We start from the raw sequence: 22073 nt of genomic DNA on the forward strand, positions 1-22073 counted from the left end.
TAAGAAGAAGAGCTGGCGATGCCCAAGCGCACAGACATAAAGTCCATCCTCATCATCGGCGCCGGCCCGATCGTCATCGGCCAGGCGTGCGAGTTCGACTATTCCGGCGTCCAGGCGTGCAAGGCGCTGAAGGCCGAGGGGTACCGGGTCATCCTGGTCAACTCGAACCCCGCCACCATCATGACCGACCCCGAGGTGGCCGACGCCACCTATATCGAGCCGATCACGCCCGAGATGGTCGAGAAGATCATCGCCAAGGAACGCCCCGATGCGCTTCTGCCCACCATGGGCGGCCAGACCGCGCTGAACACCGCCCTGGCCCTGGACGCCTCGGGCGCGCTGAAGAAGTACGGCGTCGAAATGATCGGCGCGAAAGCCGACGTGATCGACAAGGCCGAGGATCGCCAGAAATTCCGCGACGCCATGGACAAGCTGGGCCTTGAAAGCCCCCGCTCCAAGGCCGCCCACTCGATGGAAGAGGCGCTGGAGGGGCTGGAGTTCGTCGGCCTGCCCGCCGTCGTCCGCCCGTCCTTCACCCTGGCCGGCACCGGCGGCGGTATCGCCTTCAACCGCGAAGAGTTCGAGGAGATCGTGCTGCGCGGCCTCGACCTGTCGCCGACCACCGAGGTGCTGATCGAAGAATCGGTGCTGGGCTGGAAGGAATACGAGATGGAGGTCGTCCGCGACACGGCGGACAACTGCATCATCATCTGCTCGATCGAGAATATCGACCCGATGGGCGTCCACACCGGCGACTCCATCACCGTCGCCCCTGCGCTTACGCTGACCGACAAGGAATATCAGCGGATGCGGACCGGCTCGATCAACGTCCTGCGCGAGATCGGGGTCGAGACCGGCGGATCGAACGTCCAGTGGGCCATCAATCCGGCCGACGGCCGGATGGTGGTGATCGAGATGAACCCGCGCGTGTCGCGCTCGTCCGCCCTGGCGTCCAAGGCCACCGGCTTCCCCATCGCCAAGGTCGCCGCGCGTCTGGCCGTCGGCTACACCCTGGACGAACTGACCAACGACATCACCCAGGTCACGCCGGCCTCGTTCGAGCCGAGCATCGACTATGTCGTCACCAAGATCCCCCGCTTCGCCTTCGAGAAATACCCCGGTTCGGAGCCCCTGCTGGGCACCTCGATGAAGTCGGTGGGCGAGGTCATGGCCATCGGCCGCACCTTCCAGGAATCGATGCAGAAGGCCCTTCGCGGGCTTGAGACCGGCCTGTCCGGCTTCGACGAGATCGAGATCGAAGGCGTCGCCGACGTCGAGGACGCCGGCGCCGCCCGCGCCGCCGTGGTCCGCGCCCTGGGCATCCCCACGCCCGACCGCATCCGCGTCATCGCCCAGGCCTTCCGCCACGGCCTGACGGTGGAAGAGGTCAACGCCGCCTGTTCCTACGAGCCCTGGTTCCTGCGCCAGATCGCCGACATCGTGCGCGAGGAAGGCCACGTCCGGGTCAAGGGCCTGCCGACCGACCCGACCGAGTTCCGCCGCCTGAAGGCCAAGGGCTTCGCCGACGCCCGCCTGGCCCAACTGACCGGCGCGACCGAAAAGGCGGTCCGCGCCGCCCGTCGCGGCCTGAACGTCCGCCCGGTGTTCAAGCGGATCGACACCTGCGCGGCCGAGTTCGCCAGCGCCACGGCCTATATGTATTCGACCTATGAGACCGGCGCCCTGGGCCAGATCCCCGAGTGCGAGTCCCAGCCGTCGGACAAGAAGAAGGCCATCATCCTGGGCGGCGGTCCGAACCGGATCGGCCAGGGGATCGAGTTCGACTACTGCTGCTGCCACGCGGCCTTCGCCTTCGACGACATCGGCGTCGAGTCGATCATGGTCAACTGCAACCCCGAGACCGTCTCGACCGACTACGACACCTCCGACCGCCTGTATTTCGAGCCCCTGACGGCCGAGGACGTGCTGGAGCTGATCGAGGTCGAGCGTTCGAACGGCGACCTCATCGGCTGCGTCGTCCAGTTCGGCGGCCAGACCCCGCTGAAGCTGGCCCACGCCCTGCAAGAGGACAATATCCCCGTCCTGGGCACCAGCGTCGACTCCATCGACCTGGCCGAGGACCGCGAGCGCTTCCAGCAGATGCTGGAGGCCATCGGCCTGAAACAGCCGCCCAACGGCCTGGCCCGCAGCGCCGAAGAGGCCGCCCAGAAGGCGGAAGAGGTCGGCTATCCCGTCGTGCTGCGCCCCTCCTACGTCCTGGGCGGCCGCGGCATGATGATCGTCCACGACCGCGAACAACTGGACCGCTATGTCCACGAGGCCATGCGCGTCTCGGGCTCGGACCCCGTCCTGATCGACCACTATCTGAACCGCGCGACCGAGGTGGACGTGGACGCCCTGTGCGACGACGAGACGGTCTTCGTCGCCGGCGTGCTGGAACATATCGAGGAAGCCGGCGTCCACTCGGGCGACAGCGCCTGCTCCATGCCGCCCTGGTCTCTGTCGGCCGAGACGGTGGCCGAGCTGAAGCGCCAGACCACCGAAATGGCCAAGGCCCTGAAGGTGCGCGGCCTGATGAACGTGCAGTTCGCGATTGAAGAGCCGCACAGCGAAAACCCGCGCATCTTCGTGCTGGAGGTCAACCCGCGCGCGTCCCGCACGGCGCCCTTCGTGGCCAAGACCATCGGCCAGCCGATCGCCTCGATCGCCGCCAAGGTCATGGCCGGCGTGCCGCTGAAATCCTTCGGCCTGATCGACAAGCCCTACGACCATATCGCGGTCAAGGAAGCCGTCTTCCCCTTCGCCCGCTTCGCCGGGGTCGACACCATCCTGGGCCCGGAAATGCGCTCGACCGGCGAGGTCATGGGCCTGGACTGGAAGCGTGAGGGCGAGGCCGACATGGCCCCCGCCTTCGCCCGCGCCTTCGCCAAGTCCCAGATCGGCGGCGGCACCACCCTGCCGACCTCGGGCTGCGCCTTCGTCTCGGTCAAGGAGGACGACAAGCCCTTCATCGTCGAGGCGGTTCAGACCCTGCTGTCCGAAGGCTTCTCCATCATCGCCACCAGCGGCACCCGGGACTATCTGGCCACCCAGGGGATCGAGGTCGGCCTGGTCAAGAAGGTGCTGGAAGGCCGCCCGCACATCGTCGACGCCATGAAGAACGGCGAGGTCCACCTGGTCTTCAACACCACCTCGGGCAAACAGTCGCTGCAGGACAGCTTCAGCCTGCGCCGCACCGCCCTGATGATGAAGATCCCCTACTACACCACCACCGCCGGCGCCCTCGCCGCCGCCCAGGCCATCGGCGCCATCAAGGCCGGCGATCTGGATGTCCGGCCGATCCAGGACTACGCCTGATGGAGGCCGCCGGTCGCATCGTTCTGGCGACCGGCGGCTCCCTCGGGGATCTGCACCCCTTCATCGCCCTGGGCCGCGCCCTGCAGTCGCTCGGCCATGACGTCGGGATCGCCACGGCTGTCGATTATCGCGACAAGATCGAGGCGGCTGGTCTGACCTTTCATCAGGTCGGCCCCAGCATCGCCGACCTAACGCGCGAGACCGGCATGGATCTGCCGGCCCTGACCGCCGCCATCGCCAAATCTGATCGCTTCCTGTTCGGGGACATCCTTTTACCTCGGGCCGAACAGGCCGCCCGACAGCTGATCGCGGTCACCGAGGGCGCGGCCGCCGTCGTGGGCTCCACCCTCGCCATCGGGGCGCATTTTGCGGCCGAGCACTGGCGCATTCCCTCCGTGGCCGTGTCGCTCCAGCCGACAATGGTCTTCTCGCGTTACGACCCGCCCTTCCTTCCCGCCGCGCCCTGGCTGAAACCGGCGACTAGCGGGCCTCAACTCTGGCTGAATGATCTCACCAGGACGCTCGGTCGGATGAGCACGGCCCGCTGGACCGCGCCGATGAACGCCATCCGCGCCTCGCTGGGTCTGCCCCAGACTAAGGACAACATCGTCTTTGATGCTGGCCGTTCGGCGGACCTGTATCTGGGGCTTTACTCGCCCCTGCTGAGCCCCCGCCAAGCCGACGCCGCTCCCAACTTCGACGTCGTCGGCTACGCCGCCTATGACAGCGAGACCGGCGCGCCCTCCGCCCTCGCTCCCGAACTCGAGGCCTTCCTGAAGGCCGGGCCGCCGCCGCTGGTCTTCACCCTCGGCAGCGCGGCGGTGAACATCCCCGGCGACTTCTATGTCGAGAGCCTGAAGGCCGCCCGCCGACTAGGCCTTCGCGCCGTCCTGCTGGTTGGTCCCGACGGCGACCGAACCTTGGCCGAAGACGACCCCTGCACCCATGTTGCGGCCTACGCCCCCTTCTCCCTTCTGTTCCCCCGCGCGGCGGCGATCGTGCATCAGGGCGGGATCGGCACCGTCCATCAGGCCCTGAGCAGCGGTCGCCCGCAACTGGTCGTGCCTCACCTCGGCGACCAGTATGACAACGCCGCCCGCGTGGTTCGGCTGGGCTGCGGTCGGTCGCTGGCGCGACCTCGCTACAGATCTGAGACGGTCGCTGCGGCCCTTCGCGCGCTGGCGGAGGATCCGCTGGTTTCGGCCCGCGCCGAGGCGGTCGCCCCTCAGGTCCGCGCCCAGGACGGCGCCGCCAATGCGGCGGCGCGCATCGGCCGCCTTCTCGGCGGATCATGAGCAAAGCTTAACTGGACGCCCCCCGGCGCCCCATGATCCCCTTCCTGTCGATATCGACGAGGGGGGCTTTCGATATGGCTGAACCGCGCAGGGTCGGACCGGGCTTTTACGTCCTCCTGCTGTTGATCGCCGTGGCGACCTTCGTCCTTCACGAAGGGGCGCACTGGCTGGCCGGCGTCGCCCTGGGGCACGAGATGACGGTCACCCTGAACAGCAGCGCCCCGGTCGGCGCCGTACCCCACGACCATGACCTGTTGATCGCGGCCGCCGGGCCCTTGGTCACCCTGGCCGGAGGCCTGATCGCCTTCGCCCTGGTCCTGACCCGCGACAGCCTGGCCGCCTATGGCGTCCTGTTCTTCGCCCTGTTCATGCGGCTGATGGCGGCGGTGATCAGCCTGATCAACCCGAACGACGAGGCCCGGATCAGTCTGGCCATGGGACTGGGCCCCTATGTCCTGCCCCTGATCATGGTCGGCGCGCTGTTGGTGCTGACGATCGTCGCCAGTCGGCGTCTGCGTCTGGGTTGGAAGACCAACCTGATGACCTATCTGGTCTCCACCCTCGCCGTCACCGCCATCGTCGCGGCTGACCAGTTCATCATCGCGCCCGGCTGACGCCCTCTTGTCTCGCCGCGATCCCGGTCTAAGGTCGCGAACGGGGTCGGGGGATCGGACATGAAACGCGCGATATTGACGACGGCCGCTCTGGCCCTGGCCCTGGCGGCCGGGACGCCCGTTCTGGCGCAGGACGCCGGTCTGAAGGCGGCGGTGAAGGCGGATTATGACGCCAATCTCGCGACCCTGTTCGACTGGTTCCACCGCAATCCCGAACTGTCGGGGCAGGAGGTCCAGACCTCGGCGCGGCTGGCGCGCGAGCTGACGGCGCTCGGCTATCAGGTCACGACCGGCGTCGGCGGCACGGGCGTTGTCGCCGTGCTGAAGAACGGCGACGGGCCCACCGTCATGATCCGCGCCGACATGGACGGCCTGCCGCTGCAGGAACGCTCGGGCCTGGCCAACGCCTCGACGGCGCGCCAGCTGGACGCCGACGGGGTCGAAAAGCCGGTCATGCACGCCTGCGGCCATGATGTGCACATCACCGCCCTGGTCGGCACCGCCCGCCAGATGGCGGCGCGCAAGGCCAACTGGTCCGGCACCCTGGTCCTGATCGGCCAGCCGGCGGAAGAACGGATCTTCGGCGCCCGCGCCATGATGCAGGACGGCCTCTATTCCCGCTTCCCCAAGCCGGACTACGCCCTGGCCTTCCACGTCTCGGCCGACACCCCGACCGGCAAGATCGAGGCCCCGCTGGACATCACCTCGTCCAGTTCGGACAGCGTCGACATCGCGGTGCGCGGGGTGGGCACGCACGGCGCCTATCCGCACCTGGGGGTCGATCCGGTGCTGGTCGCGTCCCAGATCGTGGTCTCGCTCCAGACCCTGCGCAGCCGCGAGGTCAGTCCGCTGGAGGGGGCGGTGGTCACCGTCGGATCGATCCACGGAGGGATCAAGCACAACATCATTCCCGAACAGGTCGATCTGCAACTGACCGTCCGCGCCGACAGTCCCGAGGTTCGCACGACCCTGCTGGACGGGATCGACCGGGTGGCCCGCAACACGGCCCTGGCCCTGAACGTGCCCGAGGACCGGCTGCCCGTCGTCACCCGCTCGGCGACCGAGACCACGCCGGCGACCATCAATGACCGCGAGACCGCCCAGCGGGTGCGCGACATCTTCGCCTCGACCTTCGGCCCCGACGTGCTGCGCGACACCCCGCGCGGCGGCATGGGGGCCGAGGACTTCGCCTATTTCGTTCAGCCCGAGACCGGGGTGAAGGGCGTCTATTTCAGCGTCGGCGGCACGCCCGAGGCCGAGCTGGAACAGGCCGCCGGCCACCACTCCCCCCTGTTCAAGATCACCCCGGAACCGGCCGTCACCCTGAGCGTCGAGGCCTCAGTCGCGGCGGCGGAAGGCCTGATGCCCCGGACCAACTAGGGACCAACTAGGCGGCTTCGGCCGCCTCGTCTTCCCCGTCCTCCCCCGCCACGATCCGCGTCGCCGCCAGGTCGGCGGTGACATTGCCGACGGTGCGGAAGATGTCGGGGATGACCTCGACCGCCAGCAACAGCGGCAGCACCCCCAGCGGCAGGCCCATGGCCAGGCAGATGGGGCCGACGCTGGCGAAGAAGCTGACCTGACCCGGCAGGCCGACCGAGGCGATGGAGACGGCGACAGCCGTCAGCCCGCCGGCGATCAGGGCGGCCAGACTCAGCTCCACCCCGTTCAGCTGGGCGACGTACAGACAGACCGCCAGATTGGCGACCGGGCTGGTGATCCGGAACACCGCCACCGCCAGCGGCAGGACCAGACCTGCCGAGGTCTGGGGCACGCCCAGCCAGTCGCGCGCCCGTTCGATCATGACCGGCAGGCTGGCCAGGGACGACTGGGTCGAGACCGCCACCACCTGGGCCGGCGCCACGGCGCGCGCGAACCGGCCCAGCGAGATCCGCCCCCAGACCGTCGCCACCACATAGATGATCAGGATCAGGCCGATCTGGCTCAGGCAGACGATGGCGACATAATGGGCCAGGGTGCCGGCCACGCCCAGGCCGGCCCGCAAGCCCACGCCCAGCGCCAGGGCGAACACGCCGAACGGCGCGGCCAGCAGCACCCAGTGCACGATCACCACCAGGGTCTCGGCCACAGCCTCGAAAAAGCCCGCCAGGGGCCGGCGCAGCTCGGCCTTGATCCGGGTCGCGGCGAAACCGAAGGCTAGGGCGAAGACCACCACGGCCAGCACCCCGTCGTCCGCCGCCGCCTTGATCAGATTGGCCGGCGCCAGGCTGGCCAGGAAGGCGCGCAGCCCGTCCGTCCGCGCCGCCTCGCCCACCGTCGCCAGCGAATCCGCCGGAACCCCGGCCAACAGGGCCCGCCCCGCCTCCGGATCAATGGGCCACAGCGCCAGCAGCCCCAGGCCCGCCAGGATCGCATAGACGGTCGCCCCGACCAGCAGGACGCCGAACACCGTCAACGACCGCACCGCGATCCGCCCCGTCGCCGCCGCGTCGGCGATCGAGACGATGCCCGTCACCAGCAGGCTGAACACCAGGGGGATGACGGTCATCCGCAGCGCGTTCAACCACACCTGCCCCAGGCTCTCGACCACGCCCAGCGTGCCGGTCAACCACTGGGCGTCGGCTTCCTGAGCCAGGGCGCCGACGACGACGCCGGCGGCCAGGGCCGCAATGACTAAAAAGCTCAGGGAGGTGAAGAAGGCGGCGACGCGAGATCTTTTCATGACGCACGGCTAGCACCGCTTTCACCGTCGCGCCCGTCGAAATTCGCGGTTGCGCCTCCAGTTCATGTCGTCGCAGGCCGAAACGCGACGTCCGCCGGCGCGTTGAGCCGGGGAAGGAGCCCTCCATGTCCCGTCTGCACAAACTCGTCCCGCTGCTCGGCGGCCTGCTGTTGTCACGGGGCGGCCGCCGCGTCGCTGGCCGACACGCCGGCAAGCTGGCGCTCGCCACCCTGGCCTATGAGGTCTGGCGCAATCGCCGCGAAGGCGCCGCCCCCAAGCCGCGTCCCGAACCCCGCACCCGCTGGAGCGGCCGCACCCCGCGATAGGTCTGGACTTCCCCGACGGCGGCGCGGAATAGTCTGGCCCGTTCGAACGGAGCCGACCCATGATCAAAGTCCACCATCTGAACGACAGCCGCTCCCAGCGGGTGCTCTGGCTACTGGAGGAACTGGGCCTGGACTATGAGGTGATCCGCTACGAGCGGGATCCCGGCAGCCGTCTGGCCCCGCCGGCGCTTCTGGCGATCCATCCGCTGGGCAAGTCGCCCGTGATCGAGGACCGCGACATCAAGGTCGCCGAGACCGGGGCCGTCGTCGACTATCTGCTGGAAACCTATGGCGCCGGCCGGCTTCGCCCCGCCCCAGGAACCGAGGATGGGCGGCGCTTCACCTATTGGCTCCACTATGCCGAGGGCTCAGCCATGCCGCCCCTGCTGCTGAAGCTGGTCTTCTCCGTGCTGCCGCAGCGCGCGCCGGGCCTGCTGAAGCCCCTTGTGAAGGGCGTCGCCGCCAAGGCCCTAACCGGTTTCGTCGATCCGCAGCTGCGCACCCACGTCGGCTTCTGGGAGGACGAACTGGGGCGTTCCGAATGGTTCGCCGGCGACCAGTTCACGGCGGCGGACATCATGATGAGCTTCCCGGTCGAGGCCGGCGCCGACCGCGCCTTCGACCCGGCGACCAAGCCGAGGCTGAAGGCTTTCCTCGAGAAAATCCACGCCCGCCCGGCCTATCGCCGCGCGCTGGAACGGGGCGGCGCCTACAGCTACGCCTGACGCGACAAGACTCTGACGCGACAGGACAAGGGGGACGCAACCCGCCGGGTCCTGCGGCGTTAATCCCCCATGAAATTCCGAACCATCCAGATTGTAGCAGGCCTGACGGCGGCGGTGGCCTTCGTCCTGGCCTTCATGGCCGCCGGCGCCGCCCTCGTGTCCGGCCTTTTCATGCTATTGGGTCTCGCGGCCATCGGCTGGCTGGCCTACAGCCTGATCAAGGGCATGACACGTCGCAATTCCAAGGCCGAACCGCCCGCCCGAGCCTGATTTCCGCCATCGACGCGGGGCAGGCCTTGAATTTACAAGTGCGAAACCCTAGTATTGATGCCCGGCCGCGCCCGCCCCGCGGCCTTTTGTGTGCCTATTTCGCGTCTTTCCAGTCTCCGGGCGAACCAGAAAAATCACGACACCAATGGAAAAAGTGCCGATGACGGGCGAGGGCTATCGCGTCCTCGACGATCAACTGAAGCAATTGAAGTCGGTCGAAAGGCCGAGCGTCATCGCGGCCATCTCTGAGGCCCGCGAACACGGCGACCTGTCTGAAAACGCCGAATACCATGCCGCCAAGGAGCGTCAGGGCTGGATCGAAGGCCAGATCGCCGAGATCGAGGACAAGATCAGCCGCGCCCAGGTCATCGACGTGTCGAAACTGTCGGGCAGCCAGGTCAAGTTCGGCGCCACGGTCACCGTGGTCGACGAGGACACCGAGGACGAGGCCCGCTACCAGATCGTCGGCGAACACGAGGCCGACGTGAAGAAGGGCAAGGTCTCCATCGCCTCGCCCATCGCCCGCGCCCTGATCTCCAAGGAGGTCGGCGACGTGGTCGAGGTCAACACCCCCGGCGGCGTGAAGGCCTACGAGATCCTCAAGGTCGAGTGGAAGTAAGATCGTGACCGGAGCCGCAGAAACACGCCAGCCTCTGGTGTCGCATGTTTCTGTGGGCGTCTCCGATCTTGAGAAGGCGGGTGCCTTCTATGACGCCGCGCTTGGCGCGTTGGGGATCGGCAGGGTCATGGACCATGTCATGGGCATGGCCTACGGCCGCGCTTTTCCCGAATTCTGGGCCTCCATCCCCCATGACCGCCAGCCATGCTCCGCAGGCAATGGCGTGCATGTCTGTTTCGCCGCATCCGATCGGGACGCTGTTGATCGTTTCCACGCCCAGGGCCTGGCGGCGGGCGGCCGCGATGACGGCGCCCCCGGGTTCCGGCCGGACTACGCGCCGGGCTATTATGCCGCCTTCCTGCGCGACCCTGACGGAAACAAGCTCGAGGCCATGACATGGGTCAGGCCGGCGTCGATCGACGCGTGACTGCCCCCTCGTCTTCCCGCGTCCTGACCATCTGGGTCGTCTCGGACGGCCGCGCCGGGATCGAGAACCAGGCCTTGGGCCTCGCCGAGGCGGTGGAACGCCTGACCCCGGCCGAGATCGCCGTCAAACACATCCGCTGGTGCCCCCTGTTCGACCGCTTGCCGTCGGCCTTCAAGACCCCGGCCATGCTGGCGCCGACGTCCGACCCGCTGACGACGCCATGGCCCGATCTGTGGATCGCCACCGGCCGCGCCACCCTGCCGCTCTCGACCCGCGTCAAGGCCTGGAGCCAGGGCCGCACCTTCGTGGTCCAGACCCAGGACCCGCGCTGGTCGAACGCCAGCTACGACATGATCGTCGCCCCGGCCCATGACGGCCTGTCGGGCGACAATGTCTTCGAGATCACCGGCTCGCCTCACCGCATCACGCCCGACCGGATCGCCCAGGCCGCGCCGGCCTTCGCCGACCGGATCGCCCCCCTGCCTCACCCGCGCGTCGCCGTTCTGGTGGGCGGTAGATCCAAGGCCTTCGAGCTGACCGAGGCCCATGCGGCGGACCTGGCCGACCAGATCGCCGACGCCGTTCGCGCAGCAGGCGGTTCGCTGATGCTGACCTTCTCGCGCCGCACGCCGCAGGCGGCCAAGGCCGTGATGACCGCCCGCCTGTCCGATCTGCCCGGCTGGATCTGGGACGGAACCGGCGACAACCCCCTGTTCGGCTTCCTGCATTTCGCCGACCACATCCTGGTCACCGAGGACAGCGCCAACATGGCCGGTGAGGCCGCATCCACAGGCAATCCCGTCCACATCCTGCCCATGATCGCGCTCAAGTCCGGCGACAAATTCGCCCGCCTGCACGATGACCTGGCCGAACGCGGCGCCACCCGCCCCTTCGACGGAACACTGGACGGCTGGACCTACGCCCCCCTCTCCGAAACCGACCGCGCCGCGCGAGCGGTGCTTGAGGCGATGGGGACGCGGTAAATCGCACCCTTCACCTTCGTCATCCTCCGGCAAGCCGCGTCTTCGCGGCGCAGACCGGGAGCCCCCTCGACATCCTCCGGCCCGCGAAGCGGGACCGGGGGAGGCGCCGAAGGCGAAATCTTTCCGCGGCAAGATGCGGAAAGAGCTGGTCCGCGACAGGTTCGCGCTCACGCGCGCCGTTGGGTCCCCCGGTCTCGCTACGCTCGCCGGAGGATGACGAAAGGAGGGATTCAGTCGCCCCCGCCTCCGCCATCCCCACCACCGTCGGAGCCGCCGTCGGAGCTACTGTCCTTGGCTCCGTGACGATGCGTGTCGCCGGCCGGGATTACCGTCCCGCCGCCGTCCGACCCGTCGCCCTTCTTGGATTTGGCTTTCGCGCTGGAGGCTGCGCCCAGCCCAGCGCCGATGGCGACGCCCAGCGCGATGCCGAGGGCCAGATTGTCCATGGCCACGCCCAAAGCCACGCCGATCGCAATCCCCGTGCCAATGCCGATAGACAAATTGGCCGCCTTGTTATCGCTCATCCCCATCTCCCTTTAACTCCCGAGGCGAGACTAACATCGCGCAAACGGGAATCAGCCCCTAAATAGGGGCCATGACCCAAGCTCGTACCGTACGCGTCGCCATCATCGGTTCCGGCCCCGCCGGCTGGACCGCAGCTATCTACGCCGCCCGCGCCTCGCTGAACCCCGTCGTCATCGCCGGCATCCAGCCCGGCGGCCAGCTGACCATCACCACCGATGTCGAGAACTATCCCGGCTTCGCCGAGACCATCCAGGGTCCGTGGCTGATGGAGCAGATGCAGGCCCAGGCCCTGCACGTCGGCACGGAAGTTATTCACGACATCGTCGTCTCCGCCGACCTGTCGCAACGCCCGTTCCGGCTGAAGCTGGACGGCGGCGAAGAGATCCTGGCCGAGACCGTCATCATCTCCACCGGCGCCCAGGCCAAATGGCTGGGGCTGGAGTCAGAGGCCGCCTATCAGGGCTTCGGCGTCTCCGCCTGCGCCACCTGCGACGGCTTCTTCTATCGTGGCAAGAACGTCGTGGTCGTCGGCGGCGGCAACACCGCCGTCGAAGAGGCGCTGTTCCTGACCAATTTCGCTTCCAAGGTCACGGTGGTCCACCGCCGCGACGAGTTCCGCGCGGAGAAGATCCTCCAGGACCGCCTGTTCGCCCATCCCAAGGTCGAGGTCATCTGGAACTCGGCGATCGAGGAAATCGTCGGCGTGGTCGACGGCATGGCCAAGAACGTCACCGGCGTCCGACTAAAGAACGTCGAGGACGGCTCGTCCCAGCACATCCCGGCCGACGGCATCTTCATCGCCATCGGCCACGCCCCGTCGTCGGAACTGTTCAAGGGGCAGCTCGAGACCAACTCGGGCGGCTATCTGCGGGTCAAGCCGGGTACGGCCCAGACCGCGATCGAGGGCGTCTGGGCCGCCGGCGACGTCACCGACGACGTCTATCGCCAGGCCGTCACCGCGGCGGGAATGGGCTGTATGGCTGCGTTGGAGGCCAGCCGATTCCTCGCCGAGGAAGACCACGCCAAGGCCAACCATCCGATCAGCCATAAGGAAGCCGAGAAGATCGGAGCCTGGTGACAGACCCCCAGTCGTCTGTCAGCCGAACAGCTGCAGGCCCGGCGGCGCGTATTGCACCGGCTCGCCCTGACGGCGTCGCAGGGCGTAGTCGATGGCCGTCTGAACGGCGCGTTCGTCGGTCGGCTTCGACAGGACGCCGATCGTGCCGGCCACGCCTTCGCGCACCATGCCGGGGTTGGCGGTCATAAACAGGACGGTCACGCCCATGTCCTGCCCCAGTTCCCGCCCCAGGCCGATGCCGGTGGGGCCGTCCGAAAGATGGATATCGACAAGCGCCAGATCGACGTCGGTCTCGCGCGCCATGTCCCGCGCCGACTTAGACGTCGCCGCAACCCCTACGACTTCGTGGCCCAGATCTTCCAGGACGAAGCGCAGCTCCATCGCCACAAGGGCTTCGTCTTCGATGATGAGGATACGCGCGGTCATAAGGGTCTGAACTTGTGTTCGGGAACGGACAGAACGCAGACGGGTCCGAAGGGTTTCAAGCGAGGCTTGATCAAATCGCCTTTTCCGCTGCTCGACGTCGAGAAAGCGCGGTGGATGGCAAATCCACCACAATCTTCAGGCCTTCGGGTCGCCATTCGCTCACCAGCCTGCCACCCAACTGGCCTTCGACCGACAGCAGCGCCAGCGACGACCCAAACCCCGTCTTGGTGGGCGCACCGTCCAGGACCGGCCCCCCAGTCTCGGTCCAGGTCAGCACGAACCGGTCTTCTTCTCCCCGCGTCGTCAACTCGACCCGGCCTCGATCATTGGACAGCGCGCCATACTTGGCCGCGTTGGTCGCCAGCTCATGGAACAGCAGGGCGACCGATGTGGCGGCCTGGTCGTCGAACACCGCATCATCCCCGGATATGACGACCCGAGCCGCCCCCGCATCGTCCGCATAAGCCCCAAACAAGTCCGACAGGAAGGCATGCAGGGTCGTCGGCCCCACCGTCGGCTTCGAGGTCTCGGTGTGCGGCCGCACGAACTCATGGGCGCGCGCCAGGGCCGCGATCCGCGTTCGCAGCGAGGCCGCGAAGGCCTTCGCCTCCGGATACTGTCGCGCCGACAGGGCGACCAGGGCCGTGATCACCGCGAAGATGTTCTTGATCCGGTGGCTCAGTTCCTGGCTGATCAGCTCCCGGCCCTGCTCCAGCCGCTTCAGTTCGTCAATGTCGGTGCAGGTGCCAAACCACCGCGTAATCTCGCCCTCGTCGTTCAACACCGCCACCGCCCGGCCCAGCGTCCACCGATAGACGCCCGAATGATGTTTCAGCCGGTATTCGATCTCATAAGGCTCCCCCGTCTCCAGGGACCGGCTCCAGCGCTCCCACGCCCGGGCCTGATCATCGGGATGGAACATGTCGTTCCAGCCCTCTCCGTCGGTCGAACCCGCCGGCACGCCCGTGAACTCGTACCAGCGCGCGTTATAGTAGTCGTGAAACCCGTCCGGCCGCGTCGACCACACCATCTGCGGCATGGCGTCCGCCAGGACGCGGAACTGCGCCTCCATTTCTTTTCGCAGACGAAGGACGCGGCGCAGCTCCATGTGGGACATGACCTGACGGGCCATGGTCTCCAGCGCCATGACCTGGAGGTCGGTCAGACCCTCCGGCCGAGGCTTGGTGTCCAGTACGCACAGCGTGCCCAGCGGGAGGCCTTCCGGGGTCTTGAGAAGCCGTCCGGCATAGAAGCGCAGACCCGGCTCGCCGGTCACCAGCGGATTGTCGATGAAACGCGGATCCTCCGCCGCATCCGGCACCACCATGCCGTCTTCCTGCAGCAGGGCGTGGGCGCAAAAGGAGGTGGCCAGGGGCGTCTCGCGCACGCCCAGTCCGGTCTCGGCCTTGAACCACTGCCGGTCGGCGTCGATCAGATTGACGACCGCAATGGGCGTTTCGCAGATGCGGGCGACCAGGGCGACCACGTCATCGAACGCCGCCTCCCTTTCGGTATCCAGAACACCATAGTCCCGAAGGATCGCCAGACGTTCGGACTCGTCCCACCCAGGACTGTCTCTATCGGGCACGGTCACTCAGGCGTCCTCGTTCGGCGTCGGTCAAGCCGGTCCTCAATGCTTCAATCCGGCGAAGCGTTGCATTGCGTCCCGGCGCCCAAGTCAATTCGCGGGTCGCCCCACTTCCTCCACCGGCATCCTCGTCACGCCTTCGGGCGCCACGACGACATTGGGCGCAGAGGGCGCTGCGCGTTCGAGCGCCTGAAGCCGGGCGTTGATCGCGGCGACCTCGTCATGGGTCGGCAGGCGACGGCCGCCCAGGCTGACCACGCCGACGACCCGCTGTTGTCCATCGATCTCGACGGTCTTCATCGGCGTCGCGGCGGCTTCGGGCGGCGGCGCATCCGGATCCGCCCCGCCGGTCGCCTGACCGGGTTGAACGCCGGGGCGCGGGCGCGAGAACCGCGCCTCGTCGATTACCGGCTCATGCCCCCTATAGGCGGTGCGGAAGGCGGCGGTTTCGCCATAGACGCCCTTCCAGCGATAGAAGATGTGCACCCCGATCTGGTTCACCTTGGCCACCGACGGCGCCCACCAGGGATCGACATAGTCGGCGTGATAGTGCGTGGCGGTTCCCACCTGCTGGGCCACTTCGCCGTTCAGCGCCTTCTCCGCCGCCTTGCGCGCCCGCTCCCAGGCCCAGGCGACCGGCGCCTGGGACAGCGACCCGTCGCAGGTGAAGCTGAACTGACAGCCGGTGACCCGCTCGGCGCCCTCGAACACTACGCCGCACACCGTCTTGGCGTAGTTGGGATCGCGCACCCGGTTCAGCACCACCTGGGCCACCGCCGCCTGACCGGCGTCCGGCTCAAGCGCCGCCTCGAAATAGACCGCCTGGGTCAGGCAACGCAGCGCGCGCCGGCGATCTTCAGCGCTGCCCTTGAACACAAAGGGTCGGGCCGGGCGCAGAGCGCCGGTCGCCAACAGAGTATCGTCAGGCTTGTAGACCACCGGCTGCAAGCCCGGGTCGTGGCGTTGCGCCAGCGCCAATTGAGACGGCGTCAACCGCCCCTTGACCGCATCCAGACCCGCCGCGCTCAGATCCCCGCCCGTCACCCGCGCCACCGCCTCGGCCGTGCGATCCACGTCGGGCCGGACGGTCGATCCCGCCGCCATAGCGACGCCCAGCACGGCGCCGGCGGCCGGCAAGGCCGCCGCCGAGCGCTTCAGCGCCGTCCAGACCGTCTTCCAATGCGTCAGTGTCATTCATGTCCACAAAAGACGAGGCTCCAAAAACGGAGCCTCGCTTCAAGACGATCATGGCCCGACTTCGGGGCCGTTTTCAGGCGCCAGAACGACCGACGTTATCGCCCGCCCAGCGTCGAGCGTAGCATCCAGGCGAACTTCTCATGCGCGCCCAACCTCTGGGTCAGCAGATCGACGGTCACGTCATCGCCGTCGCCGTCCGCCACATCCAGGGCGGCGCGCATGGTGGCGATCAGGGTCTCGTGGTCCCGCATCAGCTCGCGCAGCATCTCGGGCGCCTCCTTTTCCGGATCACCGTCGCGAATGCTCGTCAGATTGGCGAAGACGCCATAGCCCTGCGGGGCGAACTCGCCCAGCGCCCGGATGCGTTCGGCGATGGTGTCCAGCGCCTCCCACTGGTCCCGGTACTGCTGCTCCAGCAGATTGTGCAGGGCGAAGAACTCCGGCCCCCGCACGTTCCAATGATAGCCGTGGGTCTTCAGATAGACCGCATAGGCGTCGGCCAGCACCCGCGTCAGCTGCTCGGCGACATCGCCACGCTCGGTCTGGGACAGTCCGGTGTCGATCGTTGCGGTCATATTCGCTCCATCCGTTGATTAGTCTTTACGTCGGACAGGCGCTGTCCGAGCATGACGCTAAGGAACGCGAATCACGAGCAAGCGTTGCATCAACAAGCGCCGCACAAGATCGGCGCGATAAGGGCGGAGCGGCATGAACGCAAATGCGTTCTTCACGCGATTTCTGGACGCTGATCGCAGCCTTCTGGCGCTCGCACGCTTAAAGCGCGGCTCTGTCGGAACACGTATCCTGATCGGCGTGATCGGCGCCGGGGCCGCACTGGCGATGCGCGCGGCGGGGGCGGCCTTCTACGGCGAGATCACCGGCTTCATGATCCTCTTGCCGGGCGTGATCCTGGCGGCCTTGGCCGGCGGACGCCTGTCGGGCGCGACAGCAGTCTTCACCGCCCTGATCGGCGGGTGGGTCGTGGTGAGGCTCAGCGCCGGATCCGGCTCCGGCATGCCCCCGGGTCTCAGCCTGATCGCAACGGTGAACTTCACTATCGTCGGCCTGTTCAGCGCCTGGCTCGGGGCGTCCCTGCGCCGCGCCCTGGCGCGTCTCGATGCGGTGGTCTCGGCCTTGTCCCTGTCCAACGCCCGCGTGGACGAGACCGAGGACCGGCTTCACATCATCAGCGAACTGGCCCCGGTCATGCTCTGGATGACCGACGCGAACGGCGACGTCATCCACCTGAACGGCGACCAGCGCCTGTTCTGGGGCGATTTGGCGGACCTGCGCGCGTTCGACGCCGAGGCCATCCTTCACCCTGACGACCGCGATAGGGTCCTGGCCGTTTCCCAACAGGCCAACGACGCCCGCACCGGCTATGTCGTGGAGGCTCGCCATCGTCGCCAGGACGGCGAATGGCGCGTGCTGCGCACCGAGGCCCGCCCCCGTCTGAACGCCGCCGGCGACTTCATGGGCATGATCGGCGTCAACATCGACGTCACCGACGCCCGCGCCGCAGAAGCCGCTCTGCGCGACAGCGAGACCCGGTTCCGTCTTCTGGCCGACACGGCGCCGGTCCTGATCTGGGTCACGGATCAGAACCGACAGAGGTCGTTCGTCAATCAGGCCTATGTCGCCTATTTCGGGTCGGATTATGAGACCGCTCGGGCCGCCGACTGGCGCGCCTCCCTTCATCCCGACGATGTGGAACGCATCATCGAAGAATCCATCGCGGGCGAAGCCACCGGCGAACCCTTCTCGCTCGAGGCGCGCTATCGCCGCCACGACGGCGAATGGCGCTGGCTGAAATCCTTCTCCCGCCCCCGCCTGGCCGGAAAGACGGTGATCGGCTTCGTCGGCGTCGCCTTCGACGTCACCGACATGCGCGAAGCCCAGGCGCGGCTGGCCGAGTCCGAAGTCCGCTTCCGCACCGTCGCCGACAGCGCACCGGCTCTGATCTGGATGACCGACGACTCGTCCCGGATCATCTTCGCCAACAAGCGCTACCGCCGCTTCTGCGGCATCCGGTCCCAGAAACAGCTGGCCGACGCCTGGCGCAGGCTGGTCCATCCCGACGACGAGATCGTGGTCGAGGCCGCCTTCCTGCGCGCCTTCCAGGCGCGCGATCGTTTCGAGGCGCTCAGCCGTGTCAACCATCCGACCCTCGGCCTGCGCTGGATCCGCACCGAGGGCGTGCCGCGTTTCGACGCCTCAGGCAGCTTCCAGGGCTATGTCGGCGCCAGCCTGGACGTCACGGACGCCAAGCGGGCCGAGGACGACCTCAAACATATCAACGAACTGCTCGAAGTCCGTGTGGCGGAGGCCTTGAAAGAAAAGGCCGCCGCCGAGGCCCACCTGATGCACGCCCAGCGTATGGAGGCCGTGGGCCGCCTGACCGGCGGCGTCGCGCACGACTTCAACAACCTGCTGACGGTCGTCATCGGCGCGCTGGACATCATCCTGCGCTCGAACGATCCGGCCAAGACGAAGAAGCTGGGCGAAGCCGCCCTGGCCGCCGCAAGGCGCGGCGAGAGCCTGACTCACCAACTGCTGGCCTTCTCCCGCCGTCAGGCGCTGAGGCCGGAACCCCTGGACCTGAACGGGCTGATCCGCGAGGGCGAGCCCCTGCTGCGCCGCGCCGTGGGCGAGGCTGTGGATTTCAAGGTCAAGCTGAAGCGCGGCGGCGCACGGGTAAAGGTCGACCCGGCCCAGTTCGAAGCCGCCCTGCTCAATCTGGTCGTCAACGCCCGCGACGCCCTTGGCGATGTCACGGGCGGCAAGGGCGCGCGGATCACGATCCAGACCATGAGCTGCGCTATCGAGGCCGGTCAGGTCGCCGAGTTGGCGCCGGGCGACTATGTCTGTGTGACGGTGTCGGACAATGGATCGGGTATGTCGGCCGAGGTGATCGACCGTGTCTTCGAGCCCTTCTTCACCACCAAGCCGGTCGGCAAGGGCACCGGCCTGGGTCTCAGCCAGGTCTATGGCTTCGCCCGCCAGTCGGGCGGCGGGGTCCACGTCATATCGACGGTGGGACGCGGCTCGGAGGTCCGTCTCTATCTTCCGCCGCTGCGCGCGGAAGATGTCGTCACCCCCGTCGCCACAGGCAGCGCCGGTGAACGGGCTTCCATCCGAGGCGGACGGATTTTGCTAGTCGAGGACGACGCCAGCGTCGCCGCTGTGGCCCTGGATCTGCTCGAAAGCTTCGGCCTGGAGGTGCAATTGGCTGAGAGTGGGCCGGATGCGCTCGAGGCGCTGCGCAACGCCCGGTTCGACATCATGCTGACCGACATCGTCATGCCCGGCGGCATGAGCGGCATCGATCTGGCGCGTCAGGCTGCGCAGGACTGGCCCGAGATGCGTATCGCCCTCACCTCGGGCTATGTCGGCGACGACGTGGACCAGGCCTTGGCCGGCACGCCCTGGCCCTTCCTGCGCAAACCCTATTCGACCGAACAGTTGCGCAGCATCGTCGACGGGCGGGCCGCCCTCCCGGCGGAATAGGTCCGCTTTAGGCGCCGCGACGCTGCAGGCAAAGAAAAGCGCGCCGCGAAATTCGCGACGCGCAAATCTTTAGGTCATACGGCCAGTGAACTAGCGACGCGCCTTGCGGGCGGCGTAGCGGGCGTCCCGCTTGGCCTTCTGCTCTTCCTTGGTCAATTGCTTGCGCGCCTTGCGGTCGGCGCGCTTCTCGGCCTCGATCTCCTCCTGGGCCGCGAGTTCGGCCGCCATACGGGCGGCGTCCTTCTCGGCCTTTTCACGGCGCTGTTCGGCCTTGGCCAGCTCGTGCTGCTGGCGCAGGGCTTCCTTTTCGGCGGCGCGCTTTTCGGCGAGGCGTTCGAATTCGGGGTCGGGGGCAGCGGCCTTCGGCTTGAATTTGGCGAGCAGGGCCTTTTTGGCCTCCTGCTGGGCGGTAATGCGGTCGGAAAATCCGGTCTTCAGATCTTTCATGCGAAAGCGTCAGGGTTCCTTGTGAACAGCCAGGGGCGGCTATCGGGGGTCGGGCGGCGATTAGAAACGCGCGACCCGAAGCGGGGCGCACAAACCCGATACGCACGCCAAAAGCAAGGTTTGCAGCGGCGAAATCGAGCCGACGCGCCGTTTGAAGCGCATATCGCGCGCCTCGGGCGCCTTAGTGATGCAGATAGGTCGCGCCCTCGCGATGACAAGGGCGCGCCGTGGCCTAGTTCGGCTTTTGCGCCTGACCGACCGCCGTACCGGCGGCTCCGCCCACCGCCGCGCCGACCGGTCCGCCGACGACAGCGCCCGCGACGGCGCCGCTGGCCGCCTTCTGTTCTATGGTCGTGCCGCAAGCGGCCAGGACCAAGGCTCCAGCGGTTACAGCCGCCAGGGTGAGGATTTTCGACATGGGCTTCTCTCCAAAGGTGAAGTGTCAACGCTGAACAGATATTCAGGTTCCGTAGCGATCCGAATACGCGACTCGGCCCAAATGCGAACAGACGATTCCCGTGTCTTAGCTGAAATGCGTTCGCGACCCCCCCGTCGAATGAAGACACAATGAAACCCAATACAGTATTCGTCCTCAGGACTGTCACATTGTCGCCCCAGCTGCGAAAATGTCCCGAGATTACAGTGAAAATACCTAATCCTTTCGAAGCCTTAACCCCACACTTGCGAATCAGCCACATTCAGGTCACAAACTCCGTTATATAGGCCCGTCCTCGACGTCGGGCGGATTACGCCGTGCGTTGAAACGTCATCCGGAATGCGACTGTCACGGTCGCCTGGAAGGCGAGACTACCCGGGGGCAGCGTTTCTCGCCCTGCTGAACAGGACGAACCGTTGTCGCATTCCTCTCAGACGCGCGCCGCGTCGCGCGCCGATCGTGTGGCGAAGATCAAGCCCATGACGGCTGCTGCGGCCTTTGGCGGTCTGGTGGGACTGGCGATCGGCGGCGCCTATCTGGGCGGGACCTTGGCGCGCACGACGACGTTGCGCGCCCAGGCCGAGCGGATTCAGGGCGCCACCGCGGCCGGTTTCACCGAAGAGGCCCTGTCGGCGGCCGCTGGCGGGCTGGACGCCAGCGCCCTGTCCATCGCCCGTCGCCACGATCCTTATACCAGCTCGGGCTCGGCCCAGCGGGACCGTCAGGCGGAGCTGCTGACCGCCCGCCTCGACCAGTTGGACAATAACCGCGACCCCAACCTGCGTCGCGCCAACCTGACCTCGCCCGTCGGCGCCAAGCCGTTCCGTATGGCCAGCGCGCTGGACGCCAGCCGCGATCTCGATTGCCTGACCCAGGTGGTCTATTACGAAGCCCGCGGCGAAGGCCGCGACGGCATGCAGGCCGTGGCCCAAGTAGTCCTGAACCGCGTCCGCCACCCCGCCTTCCCCAAGACCATCTGCGGCGTCGTCTATCAGGGCGCGGCCCGACGGACCGGCTGCCAGTTCTCCTTCACCTGCAACGGCGCCATGCGCGGCCGCGTCAACACCGCCGCCTGGAACCGCGCCAAGACCATCGCCTCGGGCGCCTTGTCGGGTTCGGTCTATTCGGCTGTGGGCAACGCCACTCACTTCCACACCACCGGCGTGGCGCCCGTCTGGCGCAATTCACTGATCCGGGTGAACCAGGTCGGCAGCCATCTCTTCTACCGCTTCGGCGGCCGCTCGGGCTCCAGCGGCGCCTTCACCTACGCCGCGCGTCCCTCGACCTCGGACGATCAACCCCGCCTGATCCAGGCCGGGCTCGATCCGGTCGAGGCCGCCCGCCAGGCCGGCCAGGCCGTGGCCTATTCGCTGGTCCTGGCCCAGGAAGGCCTGTCCGCGCCTGAACCGGCCCCTGCGCCTCAGCCGCGCCCGCAAGCCGCACCTCAGACTGAGGCCGGCGCCCCGCGCGCCCAATCCGCGCCCCAGCCGGCCGCCCAGGCTTCAGCCCGCGCCACCCGCCCTTCGGTCACGCCCGCCAAGGCCGCCGCCAAGGTCGAAGCCACGGACGTCTCCAACCCGGCCTGAGCAGAGACGGGAGCGGCCTCAAA

21 protein-coding genes are annotated in these 22073 nt (G+C 67.5%); 13 read left to right on the forward strand and 8 right to left on the reverse strand.

The genetic code is table 11. From position 1 onward, the window contains the following. The first annotated feature begins 18 nt into the window (after window positions 1-18). From carB to ACW17X_RS07875, 4 genes are all read left to right on the forward strand, one after another. Window positions 19-3318 carry a carbamoyl-phosphate synthase large subunit gene (gene carB / locus ACW17X_RS07860; protein WP_492100381.1) on the forward strand — a complete coding sequence of 1100 codons (3300 nt, stop codon included), beginning with the start codon at window positions 19-21 and terminating at the stop codon, window positions 3316-3318. Then, entirely contained in the window at window positions 3318-4613 is a 1296-nt protein-coding gene (locus ACW17X_RS07865) for a glycosyltransferase (protein WP_492100382.1), read from the forward strand. Before carB ends, ACW17X_RS07865 begins: the two co-directional genes overlap by 1 nt. A 74-nt stretch (window positions 4614-4687) precedes the next feature. After that, window positions 4688-5227 carry a hypothetical protein gene (locus ACW17X_RS07870; protein ID WP_492100383.1) on the forward strand — a complete coding sequence of 180 codons (540 nt, stop codon included), beginning with the start codon at window positions 4688-4690 and terminating at the stop codon, window positions 5225-5227. Between the two features lie 60 nt (window positions 5228-5287). Then, window positions 5288-6607 carry an amidohydrolase gene (locus tag ACW17X_RS07875; protein ID WP_492100384.1) on the forward strand — a complete coding sequence of 440 codons (1320 nt, stop codon included), beginning with the start codon at window positions 5288-5290 and terminating at the stop codon, window positions 6605-6607. Window positions 6608-6614: 7 nt separating this feature from the next. Here ACW17X_RS07875 and ACW17X_RS07880 read toward each other — a convergent pair whose 3' ends face one another. After that, a complete protein-coding gene (locus ACW17X_RS07880) occupies window positions 6615-7910 on the reverse strand; it encodes a dicarboxylate/amino acid:cation symporter (RefSeq protein ID WP_492100385.1) in 1296 nt (431 codons plus the stop codon). 125 nt (window positions 7911-8035) lie between these two features. Here ACW17X_RS07880 and ACW17X_RS07885 point away from each other — a divergent pair, with 125 nt between their 5' ends. The 6 genes from ACW17X_RS07885 (at window position 8036) to ACW17X_RS07910 (ending at window position 11260) form a co-directional block, all read left to right on the forward strand. Continuing rightward, complete coding sequence (locus tag ACW17X_RS07885; RefSeq protein ID WP_492087786.1) at window positions 8036-8236, forward strand: cysteine protease; 201 nt, start codon at window positions 8036-8038, stop codon at window positions 8234-8236. 59 nt (window positions 8237-8295) lie between these two features. Then, window positions 8296-8961, forward strand: a complete 666-nt coding sequence (locus ACW17X_RS07890; RefSeq protein ID WP_492100386.1) for a glutathione S-transferase family protein — start codon at window positions 8296-8298, stop codon at window positions 8959-8961. Window positions 8962-9030: 69 nt separating this feature from the next. Continuing rightward, window positions 9031-9231 (forward strand): hypothetical protein, encoded by a 201-nt coding sequence (locus ACW17X_RS07895; protein WP_492087788.1) that lies wholly within the window; start codon window positions 9031-9033, stop codon window positions 9229-9231. 145 nt (window positions 9232-9376) lie between these two features. Further along, window positions 9377-9850, forward strand: coding sequence for a transcription elongation factor GreA (gene greA, locus ACW17X_RS07900; protein ID WP_271164338.1), 474 nt, complete (start codon window positions 9377-9379; stop codon window positions 9848-9850). A 4-nt stretch (window positions 9851-9854) separates the two neighbouring features. Continuing rightward, window positions 9855-10277 (forward strand): VOC family protein, encoded by a 423-nt coding sequence (locus ACW17X_RS07905; RefSeq protein WP_492100387.1) that lies wholly within the window; start codon window positions 9855-9857, stop codon window positions 10275-10277. Beyond that, the gene (locus ACW17X_RS07910) at window positions 10274-11260 is read left to right on the forward strand and encodes a mitochondrial fission ELM1 family protein (protein ID WP_492100388.1); all 987 of its coding nucleotides are present in this window, start codon (window positions 10274-10276) and stop codon (window positions 11258-11260) included. The genes ACW17X_RS07905 and ACW17X_RS07910 overlap by 4 nt, the downstream gene beginning before the upstream one ends. 230 nt (window positions 11261-11490) lie before the next feature. On the opposite strand, the gene ACW17X_RS07915 is transcribed toward ACW17X_RS07910, so the two are convergent. After that, window positions 11491-11784 carry a glycine zipper domain-containing protein gene (locus ACW17X_RS07915; RefSeq protein ID WP_492100389.1) on the reverse strand — a complete coding sequence of 98 codons (294 nt, stop codon included), beginning with the start codon at window positions 11782-11784 and terminating at the stop codon, window positions 11491-11493. 71 nt (window positions 11785-11855) lie between these two features. Here ACW17X_RS07915 and trxB point away from each other — a divergent pair, with 71 nt between their 5' ends. Then, window positions 11856-12863 (forward strand): thioredoxin-disulfide reductase, encoded by a 1008-nt coding sequence (gene trxB, locus ACW17X_RS07920; protein WP_492100390.1) that lies wholly within the window; start codon window positions 11856-11858, stop codon window positions 12861-12863. A gap of 18 nt (window positions 12864-12881) precedes the next feature. Here trxB and ACW17X_RS07925 read toward each other — a convergent pair whose 3' ends face one another. From ACW17X_RS07925 to ACW17X_RS07940, 4 genes are all read right to left on the reverse strand, one after another. After that, window positions 12882-13421: a response regulator gene (locus ACW17X_RS07925; RefSeq protein WP_492100391.1), complete on the reverse strand. Its 540-nt coding sequence runs from the start codon at window positions 13419-13421 to the stop codon at window positions 12882-12884. Next, window positions 13360-14883: a sensor histidine kinase gene (locus ACW17X_RS07930; protein WP_492100392.1), complete on the reverse strand. Its 1524-nt coding sequence runs from the start codon at window positions 14881-14883 to the stop codon at window positions 13360-13362. The genes ACW17X_RS07925 and ACW17X_RS07930 overlap by 62 nt, the downstream gene beginning before the upstream one ends. Before the next feature lie 84 nt (window positions 14884-14967). Further along, window positions 14968-16071, reverse strand: coding sequence for a cell wall hydrolase (locus ACW17X_RS07935; RefSeq protein WP_492100393.1), 1104 nt, complete (start codon window positions 16069-16071; stop codon window positions 14968-14970). 98 nt (window positions 16072-16169) lie between these two features. Then, the gene (locus tag ACW17X_RS07940) at window positions 16170-16649 is read right to left on the reverse strand and encodes a Dps family protein (RefSeq protein ID WP_492100394.1); all 480 of its coding nucleotides are present in this window, start codon (window positions 16647-16649) and stop codon (window positions 16170-16172) included. 133 nt (window positions 16650-16782) lie between these two features. Between ACW17X_RS07940 and ACW17X_RS07945 the strand changes: the two genes are divergently transcribed. Beyond that, a complete protein-coding gene (locus ACW17X_RS07945; protein ID WP_492100395.1) occupies window positions 16783-19581 on the forward strand; it encodes a PAS domain S-box protein in 2799 nt (932 codons plus the stop codon). A gap of 90 nt (window positions 19582-19671) precedes the next feature. Here the strand turns inward: ACW17X_RS07945 and ACW17X_RS07950 are convergent, their stop codons facing one another. Then, window positions 19672-20028 (reverse strand): DUF6481 family protein, encoded by a 357-nt coding sequence (locus ACW17X_RS07950; RefSeq protein ID WP_492100396.1) that lies wholly within the window; start codon window positions 20026-20028, stop codon window positions 19672-19674. Window positions 20029-20260: 232 nt separating this feature from the next. Continuing rightward, window positions 20261-20446 carry a hypothetical protein gene (locus ACW17X_RS07955; RefSeq protein WP_492087797.1) on the reverse strand — a complete coding sequence of 62 codons (186 nt, stop codon included), beginning with the start codon at window positions 20444-20446 and terminating at the stop codon, window positions 20261-20263. Window positions 20447-20880: 434 nt separating this feature from the next. Between ACW17X_RS07955 and ACW17X_RS07960 the strand changes: the two genes are divergently transcribed. Then, window positions 20881-22050 carry a cell wall hydrolase gene (locus ACW17X_RS07960; protein ID WP_492100397.1) on the forward strand — a complete coding sequence of 390 codons (1170 nt, stop codon included), beginning with the start codon at window positions 20881-20883 and terminating at the stop codon, window positions 22048-22050. The last annotated feature ends 23 nt before the right edge of the window (window positions 22051-22073 follow it).

This window comes from Brevundimonas sp. FV1ye4L, from assembly GCF_058681255.1.

Bases quoted from the DNA above. Each gene is read 5' to 3' on its own strand.
- carB (WP_492100381.1), top strand. From the start codon at position 19: ATGCCCAAGCGCACAGACATAAAGTCCATCCTCATCATCGGCGCCGGC.
- ACW17X_RS07865 (WP_492100382.1), top strand. From the start codon at position 3,318: ATGGAGGCCGCCGGTCGCATCGTTCTGGCGACCGGCGGCTCCCTCGGG.
- ACW17X_RS07870 (WP_492100383.1), top strand. From the start codon at position 4,688: ATGGCTGAACCGCGCAGGGTCGGACCGGGCTTTTACGTCCTCCTGCTG.
- ACW17X_RS07875 (WP_492100384.1), top strand. From the start codon at position 5,288: ATGAAACGCGCGATATTGACGACGGCCGCTCTGGCCCTGGCCCTGGCG.
- ACW17X_RS07880 (WP_492100385.1), bottom strand. From the start codon at position 7,910: ATGAAAAGATCTCGCGTCGCCGCCTTCTTCACCTCCCTGAGCTTTTTA.
- ACW17X_RS07885 (WP_492087786.1), top strand. From the start codon at position 8,036: ATGTCCCGTCTGCACAAACTCGTCCCGCTGCTCGGCGGCCTGCTGTTG.
- ACW17X_RS07890 (WP_492100386.1), top strand. From the start codon at position 8,296: ATGATCAAAGTCCACCATCTGAACGACAGCCGCTCCCAGCGGGTGCTC.
- ACW17X_RS07895 (WP_492087788.1), top strand. From the start codon at position 9,031: ATGAAATTCCGAACCATCCAGATTGTAGCAGGCCTGACGGCGGCGGTG.
- greA (WP_271164338.1), top strand. From the start codon at position 9,377: ATGGAAAAAGTGCCGATGACGGGCGAGGGCTATCGCGTCCTCGACGAT.
- ACW17X_RS07915 (WP_492100389.1), bottom strand. From the start codon at position 11,784: ATGAGCGATAACAAGGCGGCCAATTTGTCTATCGGCATTGGCACGGGG.
- trxB (WP_492100390.1), top strand. From the start codon at position 11,856: ATGACCCAAGCTCGTACCGTACGCGTCGCCATCATCGGTTCCGGCCCC.
- ACW17X_RS07935 (WP_492100393.1), bottom strand. From the start codon at position 16,071: ATGACACTGACGCATTGGAAGACGGTCTGGACGGCGCTGAAGCGCTCG.
- ACW17X_RS07940 (WP_492100394.1), bottom strand. From the start codon at position 16,649: ATGACCGCAACGATCGACACCGGACTGTCCCAGACCGAGCGTGGCGAT.
- ACW17X_RS07945 (WP_492100395.1), top strand. From the start codon at position 16,783: ATGAACGCAAATGCGTTCTTCACGCGATTTCTGGACGCTGATCGCAGC.
- ACW17X_RS07950 (WP_492100396.1), bottom strand. From the start codon at position 20,028: ATGAAAGATCTGAAGACCGGATTTTCCGACCGCATTACCGCCCAGCAG.
- ACW17X_RS07955 (WP_492087797.1), bottom strand. From the start codon at position 20,446: ATGTCGAAAATCCTCACCCTGGCGGCTGTAACCGCTGGAGCCTTGGTC.